Here is a 26,025-nt window from a genome sequence, read left to right as displayed (position 1 = left end):
TTTTTTATACAGTAGTACAACTAATATATTCAATCGTATATTTGCAAATGATAAATCTATAAAATTTCCTTCTTAATCTGTAGGATAAAATGAGAAGCTTAATTTTTTCTTAACTAAAAAATGTATTAGATCCAATTTTAAAAAACCAACCATCTTCCCTTTCCCCATATTTATTAAATCTAAACCTGAAAATTTAGCAGCAAAAAAAGAATCTGATTGTAAAAGATATCATTTTTCAACTAAGTGCACAGTTTCTCCTGTTACACTAGCTGAAATAAAGTATCTTCTAGTATCAGATCCTAAAAAAAAGAATATTTCTCTTATTTCAAATCCGCAAACTCTTTTGCAATTCTTTCAATTGCTTCTTTAATAATTGATCTTGGAGATGGGATGCAGATTCGTTGATAAGTAATTCCCTCTTCTCCAAACATACTACCATCCTCCAGCAAAACATTAGCTCGATGATAAATACGTTCATGTACTTCGTCCGGAGTAATTCCATAACCTCCAAAATCCATCCACATAATATAGGTACCTTCCGGAATCATTACTTTTACCTTTGGCATATGTTCGTCTATGTACGCCTTCACCCATTCCATTGTACCGTCAATATATTCTTTTAATTCCTCTAGCCATTCTTCTCCATCCTTATACACTGCAATAAGCGCAGAAATGGTGAAAGGAGACGCTAATTGATGTCCCATCGTTTTTTTAAATTTATTTCGTAGCTTTACATTCGGAATAATTAAATTTGTACAATGAAGTCCTGCTACATTAAATGTTTTATTGATCGCCGTACAAGTAATCAAATGGTCATTATTTTCTGCCACTTTGGCAATTGGAGTGAATTTCTGATTGCACCTTATTAAATCACCATGGATTTCGTCTGCGATAATTATCACATTATTTTTCATACAAATCTCATATAAGCGAGTAAGTTCTTCTACTGAAAAAATACGCCCCGTTGGATTATGGGGATTACAAAGAATAAATAGCTTTGTTGATTCTTCCTTTGCCTTTTCTTCAAAATCAGCAAAATCTATCGTATAGTATCCTTCTTCGTCTTTAAGTAATGCGTTATTTCTTACTACCCTTCCATTTTCTTCAATTGCTGAGGTGAATGGCGGATAAACCGGACGTTGAATAATTACCCCATCTCCAGCTTCTGTAAAAGCACGAACAGCCATATTAATCGCATGAACCGTTCCTGGACTATAGACAATAGAGTCTCTCTCTATATTCCAATCATGTCTTTTTTTGAACCAGTACTGAATTGCTTCATAATATTCGTCTGGAAAAACGGAATAGCCATAGATGCGATTATCAACCGTTTTATGTAATGCATCAACTAATGCTTGTGGTACAGGCAAATCCATATCTGCTGTAAAGAGCGGAATAGTCTCCTCATCATAACGCTCTGTTAATCCCATCTCCTTAATCATCTTTCCACCATCCCATTTAACGGAATAAGTATTTCGTCGATTTACTACTTCATCAAAATTGTTAATCATAATATCCACCATCCTCTTCCTATTAATGTAGTCATTATAACACGAAAAATTGCTACAATACCTTGACCTGCTTCCACATAAACTGTTGATTTTTCTCAAAAAAATACTGTACAAAAAAGAGATGATTTCTCTTTTCTGTACAGTATGGATTGCTTAAATTATGCTTTTCTTCTTCTTTGAATAATAAATAAACTTATACCAGCAACAATTATAATTGTTCCTGCTAAAATCCAATTGTAAGTGGAAGTTGCTGTATTCGGTAAATTACTACCAGACTGGCTACTTGCATTTCCAGTAGTGTTTGTTCCATTCGATTTACCGTTATTTACAGTTCCACCTTTAGAATCGGACGGACTATCAGTATCATTATCTGATCCGCCATTGTTCGATCCGCCTTTATTATCGTCCGTGTCTGTAGCAGGTTCTTCATTCACGATAATAATTCTTTCTACAGATGTTTTATTTCCAGAAGAGTCAGTAACAGTATATGTCAGTGTATATGCTCCTACTTTGTTAGTATCTACTTTTCCAGAAACTATTACTTCATCTGTTAAATCTCCATCTACATTGTCTCTCGCTTTATAACCAGGCTCTTCATATTTCTCTCCCTTTGTTAGAGTGATTGAAGAACTGCCCTTTAAGGTTAAATTTGGTGCCGTTTTATCAGCGACTTTAACTGTACGTTTAGCAGTTGATTCATTTCCTGCAGCATCTGTTACTGTATACGTAATTGTATAGGTTCCTACTTCAAAGCGAAGTGTTCCAGATACTACTACTTGATCCGTAATATTCCCATCTAACGTATCAGTTGCAGTAAACCCAGGCTCTAAGTAAGCTTGACCTAAATCTAATGTTATCGTATCTTCACCTGAAAGCTTAATTACCGGTGCTGTTGTATCTTGAACTGTTACAGTACGAATAGCAATTGCTTCATTACCACTCGAGTCGATTACATGGTATTTTAATTCATAATCTCCTACCTTTGTTACATCTACGCTACCATATACCTCAACAGCTTCAGTAAGATTTCCATCGACATTATCTGTAGCAGTATAACCAGGTTCTACATATTCTGTACCGCCCTCTATGATAATTTTCTCTTCACCCTCTAAAGCTAGAACTGGTGCAGTTGTGTCAATTACCTTTACTATGCGTGTAACAGAATAGCTGTTATCACTGGAATCTGTAACTGTATAGGTTAACGTATATTCACCTGGTGTCGATGTATCTACATCACCAGCAACTTCTACTTTATCTGTTACATCTCCATCCACATTATCAATGGCAGTATATCCTGGTTCTGTATATTCATCTCCTACTTCTATTTCTACATTACCTTCTGTTAAAGAAATATACGGCTTTTCTTCATCGACTACATGGATTTTCCTTTGAACTTCTCCACTATTTCCAGCTGTATCACTTACTGTGTATGTTAATACATATTCTCCTGGTTTCGTTACATCGAGTGATTCTAAACCTGTAACCTCTACTGAAGATGTTACATCTCCATCCACATTATCATTAGCAGCGAATCCTGGTTCTACATACTCTGTACCAGCTTGAATAACGAATGGATTATCTCCCTCTAAAGTGATAACAGGCACATCTGCATCAACAGTAAAGGCGTTAGAAGTCCAATTAATTGTATTATCTAATACATCTTTTCCACGAACATGTAGATAATATATTCCACTCTGTCCTTCTAAGGTTAATGTATCTCCATTTTTAAATGGTTTCCATGCATTTAGTTCTGTTACCGAATTTTTCATTCCTTTTGCGGTTACGGCCTCTACAGAGTCTAATTCTTCCGATTCGGACCATAAATATTCTAACGTATCATCCTTCGCGTCTGGAATATTCACTGTAACAGAAACTTGATTAATTGGCTCTGTAGAACCATTATTTTCTCCAACATCTGGAATTGGAGCTTCATTATCTACATTAAATGTATCTGTTTTAGAGACGATTACCTTGTCTGCTGTTGCTACGGTGACTTCTAGCGTATATTCACCAGATTCTAATTTTTCAGGAAGGGTAAGCTGGAAGTTTAACTCTTTCTCTTCTAAATCAGAGACATATTTTTGTTCCGCAGAAACAACAGTATCTTGCTCTTTATTTACTACTTTTGCTGTGACAGTAATATCTTGATCTAATGCTTCATCGTCACTGATGACAGATAAATCAAGAGTATTATAGCCTTCATTACTTGAATAAGTATCATTCAATCCACTAACTTCTACTTTTGGATTATGATCATCATAAGATAATTGAATCTGTGCTACACTATTGTCCTCTGCTTGTGAAAGCACACTAATATTTAACCCATATTTCGGCACATTACGTCCAGAGTAAATTTGACCTGGATTAGAATAATCCTTGTAATCATTAAAGGTCGGAACCGCTGGCTGAGAAGGTAATGTAATACTTGTATTATCAACAGCTAAATAGTCAATAAACATTTTATCCGTTGGGTTTAAAGAAAATGCTGCATCTTGGATTTGGTATCTAGTAGAAGCTACTGCTCCATCAGACCATGCTGCGGTGGCTTGATGTGCATCTACTACTCCTAAAAATCCATCACCTGGATGATCTCCTACCCAGTTATTGTCATATAGATTGTCCACATACCAAACAACCATTCCTGGATCAAGTGTTAATACAGAGTTACCGCGAGTTATTCTACCTAACGCTGTATCCGCTGCTGCCCAGTTTCTCCATTCTACTAAATAATAATGTTCTGACTCTTTTAAACCATTACTTTTTGCAAATCCTTCAAGTGTGAATAGGGATTCATCTGATTCTGCGTCATCTACTATAACTTCTTCTCCATCAATAGTAACGACTAGATCATCTACATATAAACCTGGCATTGCAACATAACTATCTGTCCAGTAATTTATTTTCAGTTTAATTTCTTTCCCTGCATATGCAGATAAATCAAATGAAGCATTGACCCATCCATTCGATGTTCCTGTAATACCATGTCCTGGATTTTGTCCATATCCTTCTGGATCCTGATCGGTTGTAATATTACCTGGAATTGCCTTCCATCCTGAACCTTCGTCTACTTGTACAGAAGCGTAATCCCAATTTTCTTCAATATCATAATTAGCATTAAAAGTTAATGCAGCTTCTGTAGCTTTCGTTAAATCAACGGTTGTAACGAGATCATTATTTAAATCATTCCCACTTCCACTATGATACTCGTATTCTCCACTAGTTGGCGTGTTAATAACTGTTTTCTTATTAGGAAGAGATACTCTTATGGCATCTGCGTTTGTCCCTTTCATACTTGCTTGATCGATATTCAGTGTTTTCGTACCATTCATAATATCGTCTAGGCTATATTCTACTGGTTTGAACCAGTTAGAATTTGGCCATTTATTTTGCAAGTACTCCTTATCGTATGGACTAAATCCAGTAGGCTCTGTACCGCCAATGATACCTGCCCAGCTTCCAGATGCCATAATCGTCCAATAATCGGTAGGTGCACCTACACCACCAGCCGTATAATTCGTATCATATTCATCAGGTAAGCCTAAATCATGGCCGAATTCATGGGCAAAAACACCTGTTGCACCATCTTCTGGCTGAATAGTATAGTCATAAGCAGTTAACCCTCCACCCCAGTAAGGGACTTCTGCTTGTCCTTCCGTACCAGAAATAACAGTAGGCTCTGCTAGACTCCAACTATGTGACCAAATAGCATCAGCACCAATAGCGCCACCACCTGCTTCTTCTCCTGTTCCAGAGTGAACGATCATCAAGTGATCAATGATGCCATCTGGTTCACGATAATCTCCATCTCCGTCTAAATCATATAGATCTTCTCTATCGAATTGAGACAGATCAATATTAGGATCCTTTGATGCAGCTTCTAAGGCTTCTTGCACTAAATCTCTTGGACGAATATCACTGCCATCTGCTGTAGGATAGTTTCCACCATAATAGGCAGCTGGATGTTTTGCTGTATACCAGTCAGATACTACTCCATCAATGGTATAGCTTCCCCCTGATTGTTCTTCATAATATGCTTTCATGGAGATGAAATCTTCATCATTTCCACCTTTATAAGTAGTGTCTCCAAATACCATTTCTTCATAGTGTTCTTTTGAATAGTCATCATATAAGAGTACTGGATTATCCTCTTGAGTAATACTACTATGTGGATAGTCTGGGAAATCAATCAGTAATACTAACACTTCGTCTTCAATTACTTCGCCATCCCAATTCTCCTCTACAATAGAATCTGGTGATGTCTTTTTGGCAGCAATTTTTTCTTTTTTTGACTCTTTTGGAATCCCAGCAGCAACAGGATCTAGCCCGGTTTTCTTTTGAATTTCATTCCGTGCTTCTTTTGGATCATCAACCAATGCTTCCGCTTTGTCAGCACGATTCTTTAAGTAGGATAATAATTTCTTCTGTTGTTCATCTTTCGACGCATTTTTACTAATAATTCCTTGTTCAATTAAAGATGCAAGTACCTTTTCTTCATTCACCATTCCAATATCAAATGGACCACTTGCATGCTTGCTCATAAACGGCAGAGCAGAATCATCATGAGTATGTAATACAGGGCTAGTCTTTGCTTCCACTTTATCAACATTTCCAAATAATGAACCAAAAGAAGTAAAAACTAAACTAGCGGATAATACTGAAGTTCCCATCACTTTCTTCCAATTTACCATTTCAAATCCCCCAATGTTTTTTTATGACAGTTTTCTCCAATCCCTCCTTTTGAAGTGTCTCTTTGTATTTTCATAATATTTATATAGGAAAATTCTGAGATGTCTGAATATTACTATAACAAAAACAATAGAGAAAAAGAATATATTTTCCAATAAATATTACTAATTTCTTACTTTTTCTTAGCAACTATTACAATATTATTATAATATTGTAAATAATAAGGAATAATAGAGTAAAAGCCTTCTTCGAGAAGTTTTGTAATATTTATAGATTTTAAAAAGAAAAATAGTAAAGGAGGTTTTAGCATGGGAGTTAAAAAGGGAATTGTTTTATCTATTTTCCTAATGTTAACCGCTTGCTCAGATGGAAATATGACAGAGTCCCAAAACCAGCCCTCTACCAGCGAACAAGAGGAATCAGCTTCTCCCATTCGTTCACCTAAAACGGAGAACGAAGATAAGGAGATAGAGACTACTGTTCCTGCAAAAGATGATTTCGACTTTCAAGGGGAGGATAAAAATGTTTTAAGTAAAATAGAAGCTTCGATTTCTTATACAGAAGAAGAATCAAGTCTACATTTTGTTTTTCAAGTAACAAATAACGCTAAGCACGATTTTACTTTTCACTTTGATACGATGCAGCAATATGCATACACGATTAGAAAAGCAGACGGAGAACTTGTGAAGCAGGTTAAAACATCATCTGATATAAAGCTGCCTTCTACTGTATTCATAAAGCCTGGAGGCTCTTCCTTGTATGAAGTTTCAGAAGAAAAGCTGCCACCTGGTTCTTACACGATTAGTTTTGTATTTCTCGCCAAAGAATTAGAATTAAAGAAGTCTTTCGATTTTTCTGTAGAGCAGTAAGGAAATAGCTTCAACAAAAAAGCTAAGTTCTATTTCCGCAAAATGCATTTCATAATCAAAATCCCCACTATATGAGCGGGGATTTTGATTATTTTATCTCTTCATGTCTTCATTCAATGAATGGCTGTGCCTAGCAAAGTATCCTGTGTGGCAGCTGGAAAAATAATTGTTACTTTTGTTCCTTTGTTTACTTCACTTTGAAAGCAAAGTTTGCCATTATGACTTTCAATAATTTTATAACAGGTCATTAGACCAAGACCTGTCCCTTTTTCCTTTGTTGTATAAAATGGTTCACCGAGTGTAGAAATTCTTTCCTCAGGAATTCCAACTCCTTGATCCATGATTTCAATCGAAATATTGCCCTCGCCCAAGAAAGTCCCCTTAATAGAAATATACCCACCTTTTGGCATAGCTTCGATGGCATTTTGCAAAAGATTAATAAATACTTGTTTCAATCGCTGCTCTTCACATAAAATTTTCGGTATATCCCAGTCATATACTTCATTAATCTGTATGTTATGTAAGCTCAATTGGGTATGTATTAAAGTAACCACATCTTTAATAATATTTCGAATATCTTTAACTAAAAAAACATCAGCAGTAGGTTTAGCAAGGAAAAGCAACTCTCCAACAATACTATTAATTCTTTCAATCTCTGATAATACAATTGCAAAATACTTATTTTGGGGGTTTTCTGATATAGCAAGTTGAATAAACCCTTTAATAGAAGTTAGTGGATTTCTAATTTCATGTGCAATCCCTGCAGACATTTCTCCCAAAATCGCTAGTTTTTCCGACTTTTGCAGTAAATTCATTGTCTCCTCTTTACTAGCTGTAACGTCTTTTCCGATAGACAATACTGCTTCTTTTCCATATAACTTAATCGCTAAACAGGATGCTTCATAGAAAAAATCACTTCCATCTATCCTTTTCATTTTATACTCGATATGAGATAGTGGCCTCTTTTTTTTCATCGCTATCTTTACTCTCATTTTCCAGCGTTCTATATAATCAGCCGATACAAATTCTCCAAAAGATTGATTGATTAACTCCTCTCTACTCGATGCTCCCATCATTCTTATAGCGGCATGATTGACATAAATCAATTTATTGTCACATTGTGATTGGATGAATATGGATTCAGGCAAAGAATCCATAAGGAGTCGATAGCTTTCTTCACTATCCTTTGCCTTCTTTTCATAATATCGAGATAGATCATATCTCCAGCCAACAATCCATGCTAATATCGTAAACAGGAAAAAATCAATAGTAAAAAATGGATCATGATTAATCACAAATTGGTAAGTAGTAAATAATACAGAGATTAATACTAACGTAATTTGTCCCCATATTTGTCTATTACGATTCCAAAGTAGCATGGTCATTGCCCCTTCAATATATTATTTCCAAAACTGTTCGTTGTAATGAACATCTTTTCTCCTATAGTAACATGTTTATCCCTTAACTTGAAGGATATTTCAAGGATAGAATAATAGATTACTTATTTTATTTTTTCCCATCGTCAAGTATAATTTGATGAAAGATGACTTTTTAAAGGAGGTATAAAATGGTAGAGTTTTTTAAAATAATAGCTGAAATTGTCAATATTCTCCACGATATTATTATGGACGTTGCCTCTATTCTTGGCTGGCAAGCTACAGATAAAGACTTACATTTATGGATTATTGGTATCATTGGAATTATTTCATTCTTTATTGTGCAATTCATCTTTAAACGCTTAGCAGCCTGGAGCATTAAGAGCATTTCTTTTATCTATACTTTTACGCTCATCCTCGTATTAGTATTTGCTATTGAAATTCAGCAGGGGATTACTGGACGGGGGAATATGGAGTTCGCAGATGCTGTGGCGGGTATTAACGGTTTCCTTCTTTTTTTCGGAATATATCTAGTTATCACCTTAATTTTTAAAGGAATTAAAAAGACTTTTCATAAAAGAAACAATCGATCAGACAGTAACGACAGTCCTACTGTCGAAAATAATGAACATCTTCCATCTCGTCAATCCCGATATCATAAATAAGTATTTTCATAATCTTTATATCACACCACATTTAGGAAAAAGAAAGGATGCCTATGGATCACTTAAACGCTTCTAGTAAAGAAAAGTCAAAACTTAATTACTATCTTCTTCTTATTGTCATTTTTGGCGGTTTTCTTATTTTCGGATTATCAGAAAATGTGAAAGGACCTGCCATACCAATCATTCAAGCTGACTTCCTTTTAAGTGAGTCGCAAATAGGATTTTTGCTTGCAATCAACTCCCTCGGCTATTTAATTGCCTGTACCTTTACAGCTGCTTTAGCAAATAGGATTGGCATTAAATGGACAGGTATTGTTGCTTTTGCATCAATGGCTGTCTCTGGCATATGTCTATATTTCTCTGAAAAATATTTTGCCCTTTCTTCTTCCTATTTCCTTTTATATATTGGAAATGGAATGCTTGAAATTGGCCTAGGGATAATGGCTGCTCGTATTTTCACAAAAAATACAGGATTTATGATGAATCTTGCACACTTTTTCTATGGTTTAAGTTCGATGGTAGCACCAATTATTGCATCTTGGATGATGAAATGGACTATCGCAGGAGGAGAATTAAGCTGGCGAGGGATGTATTTTATTGTATTGCTATTAGCCCTTCTGCCTATCATCCCTTCTTTTTTCGGAAAATTTCCAGAAGAAGAAACAAATGGCGAAGAGAATGTATCTTATCGAATTTTACTTAGGGATCCAGTTGCTTGGCTCATTGTAATGATACTTTCCTTTGGGGTAGTGTCTGAACTAGCTGTAGGAGGCTGGTTAGTTAACTTTTTAATTAAAGCGTATTCATGGAATATAGAAACAGCTTCTGGCATGCTATCAATGTTCTTCTTATTTTTTATGCTTTCAAGACTAATCTTTGGCCCGTTAACAGATAGAATCGGCTATACTCTTTCCATTATGATTTTTGCTGCTTTCTCTGGCATTTGCAGTTTTGCTGCCATTATCATTGGAGAAAAAGGGGCCATTCTGTTTGCAATCGCTGGAATTGGCATCGCTCCCATTTATCCGACTGTCATGGCATTGCTGGCAAAAAGGTATCCAAAGGGAACTGGTACAGCTATAACCTTTACAGTTACATTAATGGGAATTGCAAGTGTACTCGGAAACCTGCTGATTGGAGTCATTATAGAAGGGATAAATCGTTTGTTCCATACGAGTAATGGTGTCATTGGACAACAGGCAGGCTATGGATTTATTGCACTTCTATCCCTACTTTGCTCCATTTGCTGTGTCATTTTATTCTACTATTTACGGAAGAAGAGAGAGCTCATTTAATAACATTTTGATACATATTTATCTTTCTAAAAATAGATTTAATTGTAATGATTGTCATAGCTAGTAGTAGGAAGACAAGGCAACATCCAATGTAAAAAGAAAATTCTGGGGAATATCCAAATTGATAAAAGAAATAAATAGATATACCTATTAGCACTGTAAGAAATATCTCAAAGAGAAAAGCTATTATCATAAAGGACAAATATGGATAAATAATGCTTTTATGATTTACAAAAGTCAAAGTCATGCCATTCCAAAAATGATCTGCTAATTTAACAAATTTCAATATAGTCCTCTCCTTCTTAAATTTGTTATATATACTAAACTATGATTTCTGCTTTAAAAACATTCCTTATCCTAGAAAGGACAGTACCTCCTCTTCCTTTACGAGAGTTTTAGGTACTGTCCTTAATTTGTCACACTTACTTGAATGGACTGTCTTTAAATTGCTGATAAACTATGTTACTTTTATCACATACTATTCTTTTAGAAGGAGATTGTATTATGGCATACAAAGATTTACATGATTTCGTCGCCGCTTTAGATCAGGAACAAGAACTAAAACGGATAAAAGTCGAGGTGGATGCAGAACTAGAAATAACCGAGATAACCGATCGAATCTCCAAGCAAAATGGTCCTGCTCTATTATTCGATAACGTGAAAGGATCTAAATTTCCGCTCTTAATAAATGCGATGGGTTCCTATAAAAGAATGAATATGGCTTTGGAAGTTGATGACTTGGACATCATCGGAAATCAAATTGGGGATTTTATCGATATGACCACTTATTTAGGGCTTATGAATAAATTCAAGGCACTTCCAAAGCTTAGTAGACTAGTCAATGTTTTTCCTTTGAAAATCCCTAAAGGTTCTTGTCAGGATGTTGTAGAAATGGATCCTGATTTAAATACATTACCAATATTAAAATGTTGGCCAAAGGACGGGGGGAAATTTATTACACTTCCACTTATAATGACAAAAGATCCTGAAACAGGCCAACAAAATATGGGGATGTACCGCATGCAGGTCTATGATAAAAATACAACGGGCATGCATTGGCACTTACATAAAGATGGAAGAGAAATCTATGAGAAGTATAAAAAGCTTGGCGGAAAAATGCCTGTTTCTGTTGCTTTAGGCTGTGATCCAGCAATAACTTATGCGGCCACTGCTCCCCTTCCTAAAATGATTGATGAAATGATGTTTGCAGGCTTTTTGCGTAAACGCCCTGTAACGCTCGTAAAAAGTAAAACAAATGATATCTATGTTCCAACAAATGCAGAAATTATTTTAGAAGGCTATGTAGATGTAAACGAAGAACTTCGTCTTGAGGGGCCTTTTGGAGATCATACTGGATATTATTCATTAGCAGACTTCTATCCGACTTTCCATGTGAAATGTATCACACATAAAAAAGATGCTATCTACCCAACAACTATTGTAGGGAAGCCACCGATGGAAGATTGTTATTTAGGAAAAGCAACAGAAAGAATTTTCCTTCCTCTTATTAAGATGCAATACCCTGAAATAGTGGACTATAACTTTCCTCTAGAAGGAGTGTTCCATAACTGTGTGATTGTTTCGATAAAGAAACGGTTTCCTGGTCATGCTAAAAAAATAATGAACTCCTTATGGGGTATTGGTCAAATGATGTATACCAAAATGATTATTGTAGTAGACGAAGACATTAATCCACATGATCTTTCTACAGTTGCTTGGAAGGTCTTCAATAATATTGATGCAAAACGCGATTTAGTCATTAGCGAAGGGCCACTTGATGCATTAGATCATGCTTCCAATATGTCGCATTTAGGCTATCGACTAGGTGTCGATGCAACCAAAAAATGGTCTAGTGAAGGGCATACAAGAGAGTGGCCAGATGACATTGAAATGACTACTGAGATGAAAGAGTTTGTATCAAGGAGATGGAAAGAATATGGTCTTGACTAAAGCCCTCCATAAAGTAAAGCAATACGGCACCTTAGTTATGTTCCAGCATACGATTTTCTCTCTTTCCTTTGGTCTAGTATCCATGATACTAGCTAGCAAACTTACAGAAAATAGCTTTTTGCCTCCTTGGAAGATTAGCTTAATCTTTCTGTCACTATTAAGTGCAAGGACGGGAGCAAATGCAATTAATAGAGTAATAGATGCAGAAATAGATGCAAAAAATCCACGAACATCATCTAGGCAGCTTCCTCAGGGAGTATTGTCAAAAAAAGAAGTTATCCTATTCTCCTGTTTCTGTTTTGTCATAATGGTCCTTTCCGCTTTCTTTATTAATCCATTATGTGCATTACTTTCTCCAGGAGCACTTATCTTTCTGGTGGCCTATTCTTACACGAAACGATTTACTTTTCTATGCCATCTCTTTCTTGGAGTGACCTGTGCCATTGCACCAATGGGAGCTTGGATTGCGGTTACCGGCGATTTAGGTGACTTTACGCCAGCGTTTGTAGCTTTAGTTGATTTATTAAAATCTGTTTTATTTGGAAACTTTGCTCAAGTAGGACAGCTATTTCAGCATACGATACATTTATTTATTTCAGGACTTAGCATGGAAAACACTATTTTCATCCCCATATTCTTATCTGTCATTAACGCATGCTGGGTAGCAGGCTTTGATATTATTTATGGTTCACAGGATGTGGAATTTGATCGTGCCAATGGTATTCATTCGATTCCAGCAAAATTTGGTCTAGAGAATGGTTTATATATTTCAGCTTTCCTACATTTTGTTGCGATTTTGTTTTTATATTTCGTTGGCTTCCTTACCGTAACGTTTGGATGGATTTACTTCATTGGCATATTAATTATCACCGTTCTCTTAATCATTGAACATCTTATTGTTAAACCGACGAATTTGACTCATGCAAAAATCGCTTCCTATAGTATTAACGAAATAGTTAGTGTAGTATTTATTCTTTTTCCTATCGTCGACATTTATTTGTGATTTTCATCACAAATAAAATAATTCTATCTTGAAAGAAGGACTAAAATGAAGACATTTATAGTTGGTCTTACTGGAGCTAGCGGCAGTATATACGGTTTACGACTAATCGAAGAGCTTGCAAAACGAGACTATTTGGTTCACGTTATCGCCACAGATACGGCGAAACAAGTAATTACTTTTGAAACAGATATTTATTTAGAGACCTTTTTAAAAAATTTACAGCAAGAAGGCTACAAGACTGTTCTTGAAGATGCAACAAATTTTTTCGCAAGCGTTGCAAGTGGATCTTATCATACAGATGGAATGATTATCGCACCATGCTCAATGGGGACTCTTGCTGAGATTGCGCATGGCATCTCCGACAATCTCCTTGACCGTGCAGCAGATGTTTGTTTAAAGGAAAGACGTCCACTTATTCTTTTAGCGAGGGAAACACCAGTGAATCTCATTAATCTAGAAAATATGCTGACATTAACAAAAGCAGGTGCCACGATATTTCCAGCTTCGCCTGGCTTTTATAGTAAGCCAACTACACTGAACGACATAATTGATTTTATGGTTGGTAAAATACTTGATTCCTTACAAATTGAAAATAATTTATTCAAGAAATGGAGCTAATAAAATGAAATTTGCAAGAAAATACTTACTCATCCCCTTTATGTTAATGATTCTTTTGACCGTAACCGCCTGTTCGGATACTACTGAATCTACCAAAAGTAGTTCCAATAAAATCACCTTTGGCTTAATTGGTTCGATTGATGCCATCCCCATGATAATTGCCGAAGAACAGGGCTACTTTCAAAAACATAATGTAGAGGTAGAATTGCAGACATTTAAAAGCGCTAAAGATAGAGATGCCGCATTCCAAGGTGGAAATTTAGACGGTATTATTAGCGATTTAATAGCCATTGGTTTATATAACGAAGCAGGATTCGATGTAAAAATCACCGGCTCTACAACTGGAAGCTTTGTATTTCTTGCCAATCCAAGCATTGCTGATATTCATGATTTAAAAGGGAAAAATGTCATTGTTTCCAAAAATACTTCGATTGAATATACATTGGATAAAGCATTAGAATCAGTGGGATTAACAGCTGAGGATGTAACAAAAGAAGAGGTTCCTTCCATTCCAACTAGACTTGAGCTACTTACTAATAACCAAGCAGATGCTGCTGTTCTTCCAGAACCTTTTGTCACCATGGGAATACATGCAGGACTTAAGGAATTAACATCTACAGATTCACTAAAGATTGATCCATTTATTACTGCATTTACGCAAGAATCTATTGAGAAGAAATGTCCTGAAATTATCGCCTTTTATGAAGCCTATGATGAAGCGGTTGATTATTTAAATACACATGCAATTGATGAATATATGGATATCGTTATTGATAAAATTGGTTATCCTGAGGAGCTAAAAGAGCAAATCCAGTTGCCAGAATTCAGAAAAAACAGCCTTGCGAAAGAGGAAGATATACAAGCAGCTTTCGACTGGTTAAAAAGCAAAGAACTATTAACAAAAGAATTAAAACCAGCAGATGTACTATCAAATATAGCGATTAAATAAGGATGTTATCCTTCCTTATGCATTTCATATAAATATTATGGGGGAGCTCCCCCTATTTTTTATCCCACTCGTTAATTTCAGTAAGACTCTCACCTCTTGCTAATTAAAATTCGAAATGGATAAATCTGCTATTGGCTAAAAGGAACTAGAAGCCAATGGGTTGTTCAGCTTCCATTGCTAAAAGTTTTATTTAAAGGAGTTTATAATGTTAGAAATAAAAAATGTAGATGTCTTCTATGATAAAACTAAATCCGCAGTCTTAAAAAATATTAGTTTACAAATCAATACAGGTGAAATCTATGCTGTTATCGGTCCTTCAGGCTGTGGGAAATCAACATTGCTAAAGGCTATCTCTGGTTTAACTCCTTATAGTAAAGGAGCGATTTTGCTAAATAAAGAGAATATCTCGGCAAAACATCATACAATCGGGCTAATTCCCCAAAACTATGGACTGCTACCCTGGAAAACAGTTTTCGCCAATATCCTACTAGCCTTAAAAGTAAAAGGTCGTCACATAGACAGAACAACCTTAAACAACATCGAAGAAATAATGGAAAAACTTGAAATTTCGACACTAAAAGAGCGATATCCAAATAACTTGAGCGGCGGTCAAAAACAGCGAGTTGCGATTGCACGAGCTTTTGTTCTACAACCTGATATCCTTTTAATGGATGAACCATTTTCTGCATTGGATGCGCTGACGAGGGAAAGTATTCAAGAGCTATTTTTGAAGATATGGAAGGAACAAAATATTACAACCTTGCTTATTACTCATAGTATAGAAGAGGCCATTTATTTAGGGACTAAAATTGTGATTATGTCTCCTTCTCCTGGAAGAATAATCACCATTTTAGATAATCCTGTTCACAAGGTTGACAACAAACGAACATCCATAGAGTATTTACAAATCGCAACGGATATTCGAAATATCATGACAAAGGAATGGAAAAAATGAAAATCATTGATAAATGGAAGGATTTCTTATTTGGCTTTATTTCCATTATTCTTCTTTGGTATGCCGCTTCTCTCATCATCAACAAACCAATATTGCCAGCACCTAAAGAGGTTCTTTCTAATCTTTACTCTTTAGTATCACAAGATATTTACATTCATTTAGGCTATAGTCTTGTTCGAATTTTTGTTGGAATAGCAATTTCTGTATGTATCGGTTTACTAGTTGGTGTATTGATGGGGCAATCTAAACAATGGAATAAGATATTAAATCCCATTATTTATTTTACTTATCCCATTCCGAAGATTTCCTTACTGCCAGCTGTCATGCTAATATTCGGCTTAAAAGAGTCATCAAAAATTATTATGATTGTTTTAATTATCGTTTTCCAAATTATTATAGCTGTTCGAGATAGTGTTAAAGATATTCCCAAAGAAACCTACTATATCCTTCGATGTCTTGGCACTAGTAGATGGCGAGAATTTAAAGAAATCACATTACCTGCTGCGCTTTCTTCTATACTTAGCTCTATTCGTATTGCATTAGGAACAGCTACCTCCATTCTATTTTTCACAGAAATATACGGAACGGAATATGGAATGGGCTATTATATAATGGACGCTTGGATGCGCATAAATTACCTTGATATGTATAGCGGAATTATCGTCTTAAGCTTAGTAGGTTTTCTTCTTTTTGTACTTATTGATTTAATGGAAAGCACTTTTTTAAAATGGAGAAATACGAATAGTTGATGCGACAAAAGTAAAATAGTGAAAAGAGGCTGGGACAAAAGCATTTCAACTAATAATAAACACGAACTTTCGTATAGATAATATACATAAAAGTTCGTGTTTTTCAGTTTTGAAAATAGTTTAAAAACGAAGTGAAATGGAGCGGAGGACGCTCGACTCCTGCGGGAAATAGAAACGCTTTAGACCCCGCAGCGCATGCGAGGAGGCTTAGCTTCCTCCCATGCGCATCGTGCGTCTGTAGCGCAATGGAACGACTTAGTTTTTACACTTAACTATATTTAAAAACATAGATAACCATCATGAGAAAGTAGCTTTATTTAAGAGCTAAATTAGAGATTGTTCGTCTTTAAAGATTGGTTATTTAGTTTTGTCCCAGCCTCTAAAAAAAATGCTTATTTTTCTCTTCCATACCCTCTTTTATAAATATCCCTACTTTTATAACCAGACTGAAGAATTATCCTCATTTCCGCTTTCCTTTTTTCTCTCGTTCCTTCTTGCTTTGCACTATATACATACCGCGCCCAGTCCTTGCGATACCCTGGTGTTAGGGATTGGTAGAAGGATAATAGCTCCGGCGAATCTGTTAAATCCTTTTCAATATCTGGTATTTTTTCTATGTAATCATCTACACGCTGGCTCGCTTTTGAGGAAACTGCTACTTTCTTCTTTTTTTCTTCCTCTTTTAAACCAATTACAGTAAATACATCATCTAATCCAACCATTCGCGCAAATTTTATCGTACTTTCCCCGACGTACCCTTCTGAATCTGTATTTAATCCCGAGAATAGTTCATCCCGATGAATATATGTTGAGTAGACTATATTCCCTTTCTTTGGATACGCTAAAAAAATATAGCCTTTCTTATTTAAAGATTCTTTTCGAATAATCGTATCAACCATTTCTCGCATCTCAATCATATCTAGTACAAATCCAAATATAGCATCATATTTAGATAGTAGCTCATCATCATACTCATCCAATCCTAAAAAATAATCAGTTTCTTTTGGATTATTAAGAATCGCCATTTTTTTATATTTTTTTAAATTTAATTTTTCGACAATCGTTTTTGCCAATGTTAATCACCTCCTATAATTCTTCTATTTTTCTTTCTAATGGTATATTCTAAATAGCCTCTATAAATGGAATCAATAACTGTAAATAATCCAAGCAATGATCTATGTTCAATACCAAAATGCTTACCTAACTCAAATGATTCATAATAAATATTATATGTAGATAATGTTGCTAGATGATTGTTATGAAAGGAAGTGATGGACAGTGTAGGAATGGATTTTACGGACAACTGTCTTAATTGAGCTATTATATTCTTAACATCTCCACTTAAAGATATAACAATTACTAGATCTGTTGGCTTCATTTTGTCTAGAAGAAAATCAAACTCTGTTTCTGCAGGGATAATGTACATTTTTTTATTATTAGAAATAAATTGACGCGACATTTCTTCCAATGCATTTCTTTGTCCCCAGCCACTTGCAAACCCATATATCGTATCTGCATTACTAATCTGTTCATAAATTACTTCTGTATGTATATTTTTGTATATCTTTCTCGTCGTTTCTATTTCTTTTATTTGCATCGTATAATAATCTAGATTTGTGTCCAGTTGTTTAGGCTCATTTTTCAAAAAGTACTTAAACTCACTATAACCGCTAAAGCCTATTTTTTGGGTCATTCTTAGAATAGAAGACTTGGAAATATTGCATGTATCGGATAACTCTAAAATGCTCATATTCTTACATTCTTCTATATGATTGAGAACATAGTTTATGAGATATAAATCATTTTCAGATAAAGCATCATAATATTTATTCATTAAGTCTTTCAGCATCACCAAATTCCTCCCTTATTATCATTATAAGGGATAAGTGTTTGTGGAGAAAATATTTCTAAAAATAGAAGAAAAAAGGGTACTAAACACCCTTTTTTCTATTCCTTAATGAAGTTCTGGCCAATACTCTTTATTTACCTCTATTAAATCATCTAATATCTGTTTAGCGACTCTAGCATTTGGAACAGTTCTAGATAAGGTAATTGCTTGCCAAAGTTTTTGGTAAGATTGCTCTTCCCAAGCTTCCACTACCAATTTTTCTACAGCTACTTGTTGCTCCATTAACCCTTTTTGGAATCGTGGAATAGTTCCTTGCACTAATGGTTCAGGACCATTTACTCCCACAATACATGGTACCTCTACCATTGCAGTCGGATCAAAATTTTGGATTGCTCCATTATTTTCGACAATTAAAAGCATTCTTTCTTGGGTATCATATGCTATTGCACGGGCTAAATCTACAATATAGGAAGCGTGTTCATCTATTTCTAACTCCGAGCCCTCTGTGGCACCTAAATCTGCAATTCTATTACATTGAGAGAATATAAATTTCTCTCTTCCATCCATAACCTGATTTGCTCTCGTATAGTTAGGATCCGTGTGCGCTACCTCGTCTTGAGGATAGAAATAGTATTTTAAATACGTATTCGGTAAGGTATCTGGATCAACTGCATATACATCCTTCGCTTTTCTAAAAGTAGACTGCCAGCTTTCATCGGCATGTTGGCCTTCATTTTTTGCTAAGTCATAACCATATTCTTGTACATGCTCTTTTAATTTTGGCATTAAATCATTTCCATCTTTATCACGAATATCTGTCCACCAGCCAAAATGATTCAGACCATAATAGCGAATCGTCATATCCTTTCTAGATGGGAGACCTACTATTTTTGCCATCAGATTTTCAATTCCTATTGGCATATCGCAAATATTAAGTATCTTTGAATTAGGTCGCAATTTTCTAGTAGCTTCTGCAACAATAGCAGCTGGGTTTGAATAATTTAACATCCATGCATTAGGTGAATATTTTTCCATATAATCTAATATTTCTAATACGCCTCCAATCGATCTCATTCCATAGGCAATACCTCCAGGACCACATGTTTCTTGACCTACTACCCCATATCTTAATGGTATCTTTTCATCCTTTTCTCTCATTGCGTACTTTCCTACACGAATATGGGCCATTACAAAGTCAATGTCAGTAAAAGCTTCTTCTGGTTCTGTTGTAGCTAAAAAATTAATTTCAGGATCTTTTTCTTTAATGATTACTGCGCACGCATCTGCCACTTGCTGTTGACGTTCTTTATCATTATCGTAAAATTTAATTTGTCTTATCGGAAACTTATCTAAGTTTTCTAAAAGCATTAATATTATTCCTGGCGTAAAAGTACTACCTCCACCTGCTACTGTAATTGAAAATTTATTCATAGATAATCTCTCCTATTCTTCATTTTTTAATTTTTCGAACTCTTCTCTTACTTGCGGAACGGATAAACCTACAATAATTTGAATTCCTTTATTATTCCTAACAACTCCGTGAGCACCACCTTCTCTAAAGGCACTATCGGGCATAACGAGAGTTGGATCTTTTACACTAATTCTTAATCTTGTTGCGCAATTATTTATTGTTTCGATATTTTCTGTACCACCTAATGCATGAAGAAATATCTCCGCTTTTTCTCTATAACTGTTCTCCACAACAGTTGCTGCAACCTCATCTTTTTTATCTCTGCCTTTTTGTTTTTCTTGATAATCTTTCTTTCTATATAGTTTAACCTCCTTCTCATCCGTCTCTCTTCCAGGTGTAGCAAAGTTAAACTTCAAGATAAGAAAACGGAAAACGAAAAAGTATATACCGGTAAAAATTAACCCAATTACAATTTGAGTTACATAAACATCCCAATGATTACCGAATAATGGAATCCAGTTTTTAGACATTATTTCAATCAAACCGCCACCCATATCTCCTACTACTCCGAACGTATATAGCACTGCTGACAAAGTAGCCGCTAGTACAGCGTGAACAGCAAATAATACAGGTGCAACAAATAAGAAAGTGAATTCTAGCGGTTCTGTAATCCCTGCTAGTACAGCGGTTAAGGTTGCTGGGATTAGAAGAGCTGCTACTTTCTTCCTTTTTTCTTTTTTTGCTGTGAAATAAATTGCTAATGCAATACCTGGCGCCGCAAACATCTTGGAGTTTCCATATAATCCAAAGCCACCAGCTGGGAACAAAGTTTTTAGTGATTCCGTACTTTGTGCAAAGTCCCCAAGATTACCCATCCAATATTTAACGATCCCGTCTTCTACAACAGCTGGACCAAACATAAATGGTGTATAAATAAAGTGATGCAACCCTGTTGGGATTAAAGCCCTTTCAAAAAGATGATAAAACCATACACCTAATGTTCCTGAACTAGCTAAAAATCCTTGAAGAGAACCGATTCCAGATTGAATAATCGGCCATATCCATGCTACAACAACTGCGATAGGTATCATTATAAAGTAACCTAAAATGACAATGTACGTAGATCCCTGGAATATCCCAAGCCATTCGGGTAACTTCTTTTCAAAATAACTATTATGAAGCCAGACCGTTATGCTAGAAATTAGTATTGCTCCGATAATTCCTGTATCCAATGTTTTTATGCCAGCAATTAGCTTCATTCCACTAGTACTGCCAACTTCTTGAGTAAAGTCAACACCGAATGTTGGTCCAAAGAATTCTAATATGCCTGATAGAAAATAATTAAAAGTAAGATAAACAACAACTGCTTCCATTACTGCTCTTGCATTAGCTGTTTTAGCTAATCCAAGTGCAATGCCGATTACAAAAAGCAATTCCATCTGATTAAATACTGTCCATGCGCCATTTTCCAAAATAGTTAAAATACTATTCCACGTGGTACCTTCATCTGCTATACTACCGACAATTTGAGGATTATTTAACATAATAGTAATGGCAAGAACAATACCTGAAAATGCAAATAATAGTACTGGTGTAAACATCGCTCCACCAAATCGTTGAAGCTTTTGCATCATATGAATCCCTCCTCTTTAATTATTAACTTCTACCTCTATTTAATCATCGTATGAAAGCTGTTTCAATAACACCGGACCATTTAGGTAAACGCTGTCATTTATAGATAAACGTCCCAACTAACGGGAAAATTCCCACAACAAAAGAAAAATAGTCTATTTAAATAGTAATAGAAAGAAACAACTGAAGAATCATTCCGCACTATCCGAGCTTACTTTCCAATGACCAATTGCAAAAATAATAGTACCTATTCCTAACCATATAGAATGTCCCCAAATAGCTGATACGAAAAAAATACAGCAAGGCAAAATTGCCAATGGAATAGGAACAAACAGAAAAGACTTTGTAAGAAAGCTGTAGTCTCGGTCATTCTTTACATACCTTATCCAAAGAAGATAATACAAGAGGAGAAAAAGAAAGGATAAAATCAACCACTCGTCTATTACTTTTACCGAATTAGTAGTAGATAATAGAAATAGACAGCCTATTTGTCCTACCCTTTCCATAAAAGGAAAGATAAGAAGGGTGCTTCTCGTTTTAGAAGGTATATTTTTCGGTGGAAAAAAAATAATAAACAGGATATTCGGTAAAAGTAATCCAATAGCAATAACCAAACCAATAGGAGACAAGGAAAAAGACATATCTAATCCTCCTTTTTTGTAGGAACAACTTGACTTTATTATCCTTGTTTTTCCTCTCTTACACAATGAAAAAGGGAAGGGGTCTTTTTCTCTAAGCGGCTTTCTTGCTTATGGTTAGAGAAAATTATAAAATAGTAAAAGATATTTAAAGAGGAGTTTATCTTGGAAGGAGTTGCTTATAATGGCACAAGCTTTAAAAGGAAAAATTGCATTCATTACAGGAGCTGGAAGAGGAATTGGGAAAGCTGTAGCAATTTCATTAGCAAATGAAGGAGTAAATGTTGGCTTACTCGCTCGTACAGAAGAAGCGTTAAAAGAAGTAGTAACAGAGGTTGAAGCACTTGGTGTTAAAGCTGCTTATGCAACTGTTGATGTCTCTTCTTTAGAAGAAGTAAACGAAGCAGTCGCGACATTAACAAAAGAGCTTGGAAAAGCAGATATTTTGATTAATAATGCTGGAATTGGAAAATTTGAGTCTCTATTGGACATGAATCCTGAAGAATGGAAGAAAATCATTGATGTAAACCTAATGGGTCCATACTATGTAACTCGAGCAGTTCTGCCACAATTAATTGAAAAAAATGGTGGAGATATTATCAATATTTCTTCCACAAATGGTTTAAATGGGGCAGCAACATCTAGTGCTTATAGTGCTTCTAAATTCGGTCTAATTGGAATGACAGAATCATTGGCACAAGAGGTACGCAGAAACAATATTCGCGTTACATCCTTAACACCAAGCACTGTTGCAACAGAGCTAGCTGTTCAAACTGATTTAATCAAAGGCAGTGCAGAGAAGTATATGCAGCCAGAAGATATTGCTGAACTTATTGTTTCTCAATTAAAATTACATCCAAGAATCTATGTAAAAGCAGCTACTGTAATCGGAACAAATCCTTTTTAAAGGTTCTGTGAAAAGAAAGTAATTAAGAGTATCGATTTAGGAGTGTTCGGTAGAGGAATGAGGCTTCATAAACATTCTCCTAACTGTAAACAAAGTAAGAGGAAATAGAATTGCTAGTTTTTTTAGCATCTCTATTTCCTTTTCTTTATTATCGTTTATTCATATCATTTGGATGTGGACCTTTTCGTCTGTCGCGGTTTAGTTCATTAATTTGTTTCATTTCCTCATTTGTTAATTCAAAATCAAATACTTGAAAATTTTCCTCAATACGAGATGGTGTAACTGATTTCGGAATGACGATCGTATTATTTTGCAAATGCCAACGTAGTACTACTTGTGCTGGTGTTTTCCCTTTTGCTACTGCTATCTGTTGGATGACTGCATCTTGAAGGACTTCTCCTCCTTGATCAAGTGGACTCCACGCTTCAACAAATATATCATGCTTTGCACAATATTCTTTTAATTCATTTTGGGCTAAGTACGGATGACATTCAACCTGATTCAAAACAGGCTTTACTTCACATTCATTTAAAATGCGCTCTAAGTGTTCCATTTCAAAGTTGCAAACACCAATGGCCTTTACTCTGCCATCTCTATATAACTTTTCTAATGCCTTATATGTATCAACATACTCATCAAATTGTGGAGTTGGCCAGTGAATCAAATAGAGATCAACATAATCAAGGCCTAATCTTTCTAAGCTTTCATCAAATGCTCTTAGCGTATTCGCATAGCCCTGATCACTATTCCAAACCTTTGTTGTGATAAATAAATCTTCACGGGGGATAGACGAATCTTTAATTGCTTTTCCAACGCCTTGTTCATTTCGATATACCATCGCTGTATCAATAGAGGTATAGCCAACTTTAAAGGCATTCGTAACAGCAACAGCCGCTTCCTCATCAGGAACCTGCCATACGCCAAATCCTAGTTGGGGCATCTTTAAGCCATTATTTAATGTAACATCGTTCATCTTTCCACACTCCTCTTTTTGAATTCTCTTTTAGTTTAGCTTGAATTGTATAGAATTTCAAAAGAACGACTTTCTAAACCAAAATTATATTCACAAAATATTCATAGATTTATGAACTTATTTTGAACATTGCTATTTTCATAACGGTTGGTGGATATTTTCACCTATGATAAACATTGTGAATAATTGAACATTATAAAGAGAGAGGGGTTAACTTTTATGAAAAAATTAACTAGTATATCATTCGTCTTTATAGCTATATTCATGCTCATAATAGCAGGATGTAGTAACAATACGAATACAGAGGAAAAAGGAAAATTTAATGCTGGTACATATGAAGGCGTTTCAACTGGTCATGGAGGAGAAATTAAAGCCACTGTAGTGGTTTCAAAAGATAAGATTGAAAAGATTGAAATCAGTGCAGATAAAGAAACAGGTAGTATAAGTGATGGGGCAACTACACAATTAACAAATGATATAATATCGTCACAAAGTTTAGCGGTTGATGTAGTGTCTGGAGCAAGTGAATCTAGTAACGGGATTATTGAAGCTGTTACAAAAGCCTTGGAAAAGTCAGGCGCAGATATAGAAGCCTTAAAAGATGCAGCAAATAAAGTAATTGTAGAAGAACAACAACAGGAAGACTTAGATGTTGATATTGCAATAATAGGTGCAGGTGGGGCTGGGCTTTCAGCAGCTTTAAAAGCGAGCGAAGCTGGTAAGTCTGTTGTCATTTTGGAACAAATGCCTATTATTGGTGGAAACACCAATAGAGCCACAGGCGGAATGAATGTTGCCGGCACAAAATACCAAGAAGCAGATGGAATAAAAGACGACAAACAAACATGGTATGATGATACGATGAAAGGCGGCAAGAACTTAAATGATCCACAGCTGCTAAAAACTCTAGTAGATAATGCCCCTGACGCACTAGAATGGCTAAATGATATGGGAGCAGGGTTAACCAAGGTAACTTTATCAGGAGGGCAAACAAATCCAAGAATTCATCAGCCGGAAGACGGATCTCCTGTTGGCCCTGTTATTGTGGAAGTCTTATCCAATAAATTGAAAGAATTAAATATTCCTATTCTATTAAACACTACAGCTGATAGTTTAATTGAAAAAGATGGTACTATCGTAGGAGTAAAAGCTACCGATAAAAATATGAATCCATTCACCATTAATTCAAAATCTGTTATTTTAGCAACTGGTGGTTTTGGCGCAAATGCTGAAATGGTTATTGAATACAATGAAAATTTGGAAGGTTTCTCCACAACAAATCATGCTGGAGCAACAGGATCAGGAATTACTATGGCAGAAGAAGTTGGGGCTGATCTTGTCGATATAGACCAAATTCAAATACATCCAACAACCGATCCAGAAACAGGTTACCTATTTACGGAAGGACTACGCGGTGACGGAGCTATTTTAGTAAACAAAGAAGGAAAAAGATTTACTAATGAATTATTGACACGTGACATTGTTTCCAAAAATATTTTGGCACAAACAGATAAAATCGCTTATCTTGTCGTAAATCAAGAAATGGCAGATGAAAACGCCTCCTTATCGGGATATATTGAAGATGGTTACGCTACAAAAGGGGAGACAATAGAAGCGCTTGGAAGCGAAATTGGAATAGACAGCAGCACCCTTGCTACTACTTTAAAAAATTATACGAAATACGTTAATAATAATAATGACGAAGAGTTTGACCGAACTCATCTAACCCAAACATTAGCGGAAGGACCCTATTATACTATTCCTGTAACTCCAGGTATCCATCATACTATGGGTGGATTAAAAATTGATACACAGACTCATGTTTTAGATAAAAAGGGCAATAAAATTAAGGGACTTTATGCTGCTGGTGAAGTTACGGGTGGTATTCATGGAGGAAATAGAATTGGCGGAAATGCTGTTGCTGACATCATCGTATTTGGCCGTATAGCTGGTGAAACCTCAGCAAATGAGATAGACTAGTTTTTTTAG

The 26,025-nt window shown here is 35.4% G+C and carries 20 protein-coding genes; 11 read left to right on the top strand and 9 right to left on the bottom strand.

Annotated elements, in window-relative coordinates:
• Positions 1-320 precede the first annotated feature (320 nt).
• Positions 321-1,511 carry a MalY/PatB family protein gene (locus tag ACWNMZ_RS07620; RefSeq protein WP_251627650.1) on the bottom strand — a complete coding sequence of 397 codons (1,191 nt, stop codon included), beginning with the start codon at positions 1,509-1,511 and terminating at the stop codon, positions 321-323.
• 158 nt (positions 1,512-1,669) lie between these two features.
• Positions 1,670-6,199 (bottom strand): immune inhibitor A domain-containing protein, encoded by a 4,530-nt coding sequence (locus ACWNMZ_RS07615; RefSeq protein ID WP_065429045.1) that lies wholly within the window; start codon positions 6,197-6,199, stop codon positions 1,670-1,672.
• 306 nt (positions 6,200-6,505) lie between these two features.
• Here ACWNMZ_RS07615 and ACWNMZ_RS07610 point away from each other — a divergent pair, with 306 nt between their 5' ends.
• Positions 6,506-7,066, top strand: a complete 561-nt coding sequence (locus ACWNMZ_RS07610; protein ID WP_031540449.1) for a BsuPI-related putative proteinase inhibitor — start codon at positions 6,506-6,508, stop codon at positions 7,064-7,066.
• 113 nt (positions 7,067-7,179) lie between these two features.
• Here ACWNMZ_RS07610 and ACWNMZ_RS07605 read toward each other — a convergent pair whose 3' ends face one another.
• Entirely contained in the window at positions 7,180-8,445 is a 1,266-nt protein-coding gene (locus tag ACWNMZ_RS07605; protein WP_031540450.1) for an ATP-binding protein, read from the bottom strand.
• A gap of 188 nt (positions 8,446-8,633) precedes the next feature.
• Between ACWNMZ_RS07605 and ACWNMZ_RS07600 the strand changes: the two genes are divergently transcribed.
• The 8 genes from ACWNMZ_RS07600 (at position 8,634) to ACWNMZ_RS07565 (ending at position 16,626) form a co-directional block, all read left to right on the top strand.
• On the top strand, positions 8,634-9,107 hold the full coding sequence (locus tag ACWNMZ_RS07600; RefSeq protein WP_031540451.1) for a hypothetical protein: 474 nt from the start codon (positions 8,634-8,636) through the stop codon (positions 9,105-9,107).
• Between the two features lie 53 nt (positions 9,108-9,160).
• The gene (locus tag ACWNMZ_RS07595; RefSeq protein WP_031540452.1) at positions 9,161-10,402 is read left to right on the top strand and encodes an MFS transporter; all 1,242 of its coding nucleotides are present in this window, start codon (positions 9,161-9,163) and stop codon (positions 10,400-10,402) included.
• Positions 10,403-10,906: 504 nt separating this feature from the next.
• Positions 10,907-12,352 carry a menaquinone biosynthesis decarboxylase gene (locus ACWNMZ_RS07590; protein ID WP_031540454.1) on the top strand — a complete coding sequence of 482 codons (1,446 nt, stop codon included), beginning with the start codon at positions 10,907-10,909 and terminating at the stop codon, positions 12,350-12,352.
• Complete coding sequence (locus ACWNMZ_RS07585) at positions 12,339-13,355, top strand: 4-hydroxybenzoate octaprenyltransferase (RefSeq protein WP_035416843.1); 1,017 nt, start codon at positions 12,339-12,341, stop codon at positions 13,353-13,355. Before ACWNMZ_RS07590 ends, ACWNMZ_RS07585 begins: the two co-directional genes overlap by 14 nt.
• 45 nt (positions 13,356-13,400) lie before the next feature.
• Positions 13,401-13,973, top strand: a complete 573-nt coding sequence (locus tag ACWNMZ_RS07580; protein ID WP_031540455.1) for a UbiX family flavin prenyltransferase — start codon at positions 13,401-13,403, stop codon at positions 13,971-13,973.
• A gap of 4 nt (positions 13,974-13,977) precedes the next feature.
• Entirely contained in the window at positions 13,978-14,922 is a 945-nt protein-coding gene (locus tag ACWNMZ_RS07575) for an ABC transporter substrate-binding protein (RefSeq protein ID WP_031540456.1), read from the top strand.
• A gap of 205 nt (positions 14,923-15,127) precedes the next feature.
• Positions 15,128-15,877, top strand: coding sequence for an ABC transporter ATP-binding protein (locus tag ACWNMZ_RS07570; RefSeq protein WP_031540457.1), 750 nt, complete (start codon positions 15,128-15,130; stop codon positions 15,875-15,877).
• On the top strand, positions 15,874-16,626 hold the full coding sequence (locus tag ACWNMZ_RS07565; protein WP_449598543.1) for an ABC transporter permease: 753 nt from the start codon (positions 15,874-15,876) through the stop codon (positions 16,624-16,626). Before ACWNMZ_RS07570 ends, ACWNMZ_RS07565 begins: the two co-directional genes overlap by 4 nt.
• Positions 16,627-17,018: 392 nt before the next feature.
• Here the strand turns inward: ACWNMZ_RS07565 and ACWNMZ_RS07560 are convergent, their stop codons facing one another.
• The 5 genes from ACWNMZ_RS07560 to ACWNMZ_RS07540 form a co-directional block, all read right to left on the bottom strand.
• Positions 17,019-17,699: a YdeI/OmpD-associated family protein gene (locus tag ACWNMZ_RS07560; RefSeq protein WP_031540459.1), complete on the bottom strand. Its 681-nt coding sequence runs from the start codon at positions 17,697-17,699 to the stop codon at positions 17,019-17,021.
• Positions 17,700-17,701: 2 nt separating this feature from the next.
• Positions 17,702-18,475 (bottom strand): MurR/RpiR family transcriptional regulator, encoded by a 774-nt coding sequence (locus ACWNMZ_RS07555; protein WP_031540460.1) that lies wholly within the window; start codon positions 18,473-18,475, stop codon positions 17,702-17,704.
• A 105-nt stretch (positions 18,476-18,580) separates the two neighbouring features.
• Positions 18,581-19,906, bottom strand: coding sequence for a 6-phospho-alpha-glucosidase (locus ACWNMZ_RS07550; protein ID WP_031540461.1), 1,326 nt, complete (start codon positions 19,904-19,906; stop codon positions 18,581-18,583).
• Between the two features lie 12 nt (positions 19,907-19,918).
• Positions 19,919-21,520, bottom strand: a complete 1,602-nt coding sequence (locus tag ACWNMZ_RS07545) for an alpha-glucoside-specific PTS transporter subunit IIBC (protein WP_031540462.1) — start codon at positions 21,518-21,520, stop codon at positions 19,919-19,921.
• 189 nt (positions 21,521-21,709) lie between these two features.
• Positions 21,710-22,159, bottom strand: coding sequence for a hypothetical protein (locus ACWNMZ_RS07540; RefSeq protein ID WP_449598540.1), 450 nt, complete (start codon positions 22,157-22,159; stop codon positions 21,710-21,712).
• A 181-nt stretch (positions 22,160-22,340) separates the two neighbouring features.
• Between ACWNMZ_RS07540 and ACWNMZ_RS07535 the strand changes: the two genes are divergently transcribed.
• The gene (locus tag ACWNMZ_RS07535; protein WP_031540464.1) at positions 22,341-23,063 is read left to right on the top strand and encodes a 3-ketoacyl-ACP reductase; all 723 of its coding nucleotides are present in this window, start codon (positions 22,341-22,343) and stop codon (positions 23,061-23,063) included.
• 148 nt (positions 23,064-23,211) lie between these two features.
• Here ACWNMZ_RS07535 and ACWNMZ_RS07530 read toward each other — a convergent pair whose 3' ends face one another.
• Positions 23,212-24,036: an aldo/keto reductase gene (locus tag ACWNMZ_RS07530; protein WP_031540465.1), complete on the bottom strand. Its 825-nt coding sequence runs from the start codon at positions 24,034-24,036 to the stop codon at positions 23,212-23,214.
• Between the two features lie 219 nt (positions 24,037-24,255).
• Between ACWNMZ_RS07530 and ACWNMZ_RS07525 the strand changes: the two genes are divergently transcribed.
• On the top strand, positions 24,256-26,016 hold the full coding sequence (locus ACWNMZ_RS07525; RefSeq protein ID WP_031540466.1) for a flavocytochrome c: 1,761 nt from the start codon (positions 24,256-24,258) through the stop codon (positions 26,014-26,016).
• Positions 26,017-26,025: the final 9 nt, after the last annotated feature.

Source organism: Niallia sp. Marseille-Q9988, from assembly GCF_976954375.1.
This window is presented reverse-complemented; position numbering and strand designations above follow the sequence as displayed.

Bases quoted from the DNA above. Each gene is read 5' to 3' on its own strand.
- ACWNMZ_RS07620 (WP_251627650.1), bottom strand. From the start codon at position 1,511: ATGATTAACAATTTTGATGAAGTAGTAAATCGACGAAATACTTATTCC.
- ACWNMZ_RS07615 (WP_065429045.1), bottom strand. From the start codon at position 6,199: ATGGTAAATTGGAAGAAAGTGATGGGAACTTCAGTATTATCCGCTAGT.
- ACWNMZ_RS07610 (WP_031540449.1), top strand. From the start codon at position 6,506: ATGGGAGTTAAAAAGGGAATTGTTTTATCTATTTTCCTAATGTTAACC.
- ACWNMZ_RS07605 (WP_031540450.1), bottom strand. From the start codon at position 8,445: ATGCTACTTTGGAATCGTAATAGACAAATATGGGGACAAATTACGTTA.
- ACWNMZ_RS07600 (WP_031540451.1), top strand. From the start codon at position 8,634: ATGGTAGAGTTTTTTAAAATAATAGCTGAAATTGTCAATATTCTCCAC.
- ACWNMZ_RS07595 (WP_031540452.1), top strand. From the start codon at position 9,161: ATGGATCACTTAAACGCTTCTAGTAAAGAAAAGTCAAAACTTAATTAC.
- ACWNMZ_RS07590 (WP_031540454.1), top strand. From the start codon at position 10,907: ATGGCATACAAAGATTTACATGATTTCGTCGCCGCTTTAGATCAGGAA.
- ACWNMZ_RS07585 (WP_035416843.1), top strand. From the start codon at position 12,339: ATGGTCTTGACTAAAGCCCTCCATAAAGTAAAGCAATACGGCACCTTA.
- ACWNMZ_RS07580 (WP_031540455.1), top strand. From the start codon at position 13,401: ATGAAGACATTTATAGTTGGTCTTACTGGAGCTAGCGGCAGTATATAC.
- ACWNMZ_RS07575 (WP_031540456.1), top strand. From the start codon at position 13,978: ATGAAATTTGCAAGAAAATACTTACTCATCCCCTTTATGTTAATGATT.
- ACWNMZ_RS07570 (WP_031540457.1), top strand. From the start codon at position 15,128: ATGTTAGAAATAAAAAATGTAGATGTCTTCTATGATAAAACTAAATCC.
- ACWNMZ_RS07565 (WP_449598543.1), top strand. From the start codon at position 15,874: ATGAAAATCATTGATAAATGGAAGGATTTCTTATTTGGCTTTATTTCC.
- ACWNMZ_RS07555 (WP_031540460.1), bottom strand. From the start codon at position 18,475: ATGCTGAAAGACTTAATGAATAAATATTATGATGCTTTATCTGAAAAT.
- ACWNMZ_RS07550 (WP_031540461.1), bottom strand. From the start codon at position 19,906: ATGAATAAATTTTCAATTACAGTAGCAGGTGGAGGTAGTACTTTTACG.
- ACWNMZ_RS07545 (WP_031540462.1), bottom strand. From the start codon at position 21,520: ATGATGCAAAAGCTTCAACGATTTGGTGGAGCGATGTTTACACCAGTA.
- ACWNMZ_RS07540 (WP_449598540.1), bottom strand. From the start codon at position 22,159: ATGTCTTTTTCCTTGTCTCCTATTGGTTTGGTTATTGCTATTGGATTA.
- ACWNMZ_RS07535 (WP_031540464.1), top strand. From the start codon at position 22,341: ATGGCACAAGCTTTAAAAGGAAAAATTGCATTCATTACAGGAGCTGGA.
- ACWNMZ_RS07530 (WP_031540465.1), bottom strand. From the start codon at position 24,036: ATGAACGATGTTACATTAAATAATGGCTTAAAGATGCCCCAACTAGGA.
- ACWNMZ_RS07525 (WP_031540466.1), top strand. From the start codon at position 24,256: ATGAAAAAATTAACTAGTATATCATTCGTCTTTATAGCTATATTCATG.